General features: G+C 44.3%; 1 tRNA gene and 2 rRNA genes. All 3 read right to left on the bottom strand.

Annotated elements, in window-relative coordinates:
• Positions 1-1,757 precede the first annotated feature (1,757 nt).
• Positions 1,758-1,873: ribosomal RNA gene (gene rrf / locus BEL05_RS17750) — 5S ribosomal RNA — on the bottom strand.
• 32 nt (positions 1,874-1,905) lie between these two features.
• Positions 1,906-1,981 (bottom strand) — tRNA-Thr (locus BEL05_RS17745).
• A 57-nt stretch (positions 1,982-2,038) separates the two neighbouring features.
• A 5S ribosomal RNA gene (rrf, locus tag BEL05_RS17740) occupies positions 2,039-2,154 on the bottom strand.
• Positions 2,155-2,370: the final 216 nt, after the last annotated feature.

Here is a 2,370-nt window from a genome sequence, read left to right as displayed (position 1 = left end):
AAGGCGCTTACCACCTAAGTCTAATTCCGAAAAACTAAACTCTCTCACACTGCTGCAAGTCCCGTGCTGCCTAGCGTTTGCTAAGAGCGACTGGCCTGCTGTGCCGTGTCAGTGGATGCGCATTATAGGGAGTTCTCGGATGGGCGCAAGGGCTTTTTTCACTAAAAAGTGATTTAATTTTTATACCTGATTTAGGCACATACTTTACACCAGTTACACACAGATTTATCCACATACCTTGGCTTAAAAAGGTTCTTGCAGTAATGATACGGCAGGTGTGACAACCAGAGCACACCTATTATCCCATATTGGAGGTCAGCAGATAAAACTAACGTTACATTAATACCGAAATCCGCAATTGATATAACGACCAAACACAGCGCTATTATTTCACCAACTTTCATCATTATGTAATCAGCATTCAATCTACCGAGTGATGCCCGCTAAATATTTTGATTGAAACCTAAAGTATTTCAACATGCCCAACACGTAGAGATTACCAAGCCAAACTACACTGCTGACAGAAGATGAAACGAATAACGTCAACAGTGAAGAGAGGGCAGCCTTATTTGTATTTCATAAATAGAGAAGCTAGATGAATAAATCGACCTTCAACTGACGATGTCACTGTGGACTTTGATAAAATAGTTTTAATTCTGCTTTTGTTGGTAATGAACTTTTTAGACTCTAAGGCTCCCTAAATCTATCTTGAGTCCAGCCCAGTTTACTTTGCATAGAGCTAACGGCTCCCCCAAGCAGCAAACATCACAGACCATACCCCCTACCATCATAGGTCAATGTGAAGCTGAGCACTTCATAAATAATAGATGTGTCGAATAGGGTGCAGGCATAAAGCCTCATCCCTTGCGAAATGCTTTATGAGTATTCTCCTTTAGATATTGCCAGTGAACTAGCCACTAAAGGCTCCCCATAACGACTCTCATTGGTGTGGTGAAATTCATCAGCTCAAATCAATCAGCGACTTTACTTACGAGGTTTGCCAAGTCATCTCATTTGCGAAGGAGCTATGATATAAGAAACTCTCCCTCTGCCTTGGATGCAAAGCATCAACTACCTTATAGCGAGTGGTGACGTCGTCGGAAAACTGACGGGGCCTACACTGCGTCAACAACTTTGGCTCCATGTGAAGCAGTCCTTCGTGCGACCTACAAGAATGTTAGAAGTGCCATAAATGCGCTGGGTCAATTTAGGTGAGCGTATAAACGAAAAAGCCCGTTGTATTAACAGCGTGCTTTCTTGACTCTCTGACGAGAAATCAAGCACCTGGAAATGAGCTACTCTTTATTATCCCCGAAAGAAACACATGGCTGTACCAACACCCGAAATGCATGAATGCAGCGTCTTGGACGAGGTCGGGAATTGGTATGATACTAATGGGTATAACACGCACATGCTCAAGTCGATAAGTAACCCATCTCACTTAAGGGCTGTCTCACGCTAATGATCTATTATTTTGAAAGGCCCAAACGCAAAAAAGCCACCTTAATAAGGTGGCTTCTCTACTTAATTAGGCGCCTGAAAATGACCTACTCTCCTAGTTCGCGCAGCGAACACATGGGGGCTAAGAAGCTCCGCTATGAATGCAACGCATTCAGGAGCTAAGTAGCGCAAGTAACTTGTTACGAAGCTGGAGAGCCCGCTTAGCGGCGGGGTGACGTCGGGGGTATGTGGTTTCGCGAAGCGCATATACGAAAAAAGCCCTAGCGTTTGTGCTAGGGCTTTTTCGTGTATTAGGCGCCTGGAAATGACCTACTCTCACATGGGGAGACCCCACACTACCATCGGCGCGATTGCGTTTCACTTCTGAGTTCGGGATGGGATCAGGTGGGGCCACAATGCTATGGTTTCCAGACAAATTTTGTTAACACTTTCGCGTTTAAATCATGGTGCTGATACCCAGAATCGAACTGGGGACCTCATCCTTACCAAGGATGCGCTCTACCGACTGAGCCATATCAGCAAATTTTCTATATCGAAATGTCTTACACTAGATTGCACTTCAACATCTTAATTAGGCGCCTGGAAATGACCTACTCTCACATGGGGAGACCCCACACTACCATCGGCGCGATTGCGTTTCACTTCTGAGTTCGGGATGGGATCAGGTGGGGCCACAATGCTATGGTTTCCAGACAAATTCTTACTGGTTAATTGTCCGTCTGACGGCATTGTTTCCTCGCTACAGTGCTCATGTACTAAAGTACACTCCGCGCTTCGCTCGTTACGGCTTTCTCAGCCAAACAATTACCTGCGTAATTAACCAAAATTATAAATTTAGAAAGCTGTTTTAAATTTGAGTCACACTAAATCAAGTGTCTGTATTCTTTCGCTAAAGTTAACCATTAACTG

The sequence above is a fragment of the Shewanella colwelliana genome, from assembly GCF_001735525.1.
Classification (GTDB): domain Bacteria; phylum Pseudomonadota; class Gammaproteobacteria; order Enterobacterales; family Shewanellaceae; genus Shewanella; species Shewanella colwelliana.
This window is presented reverse-complemented; position numbering and strand designations above follow the sequence as displayed.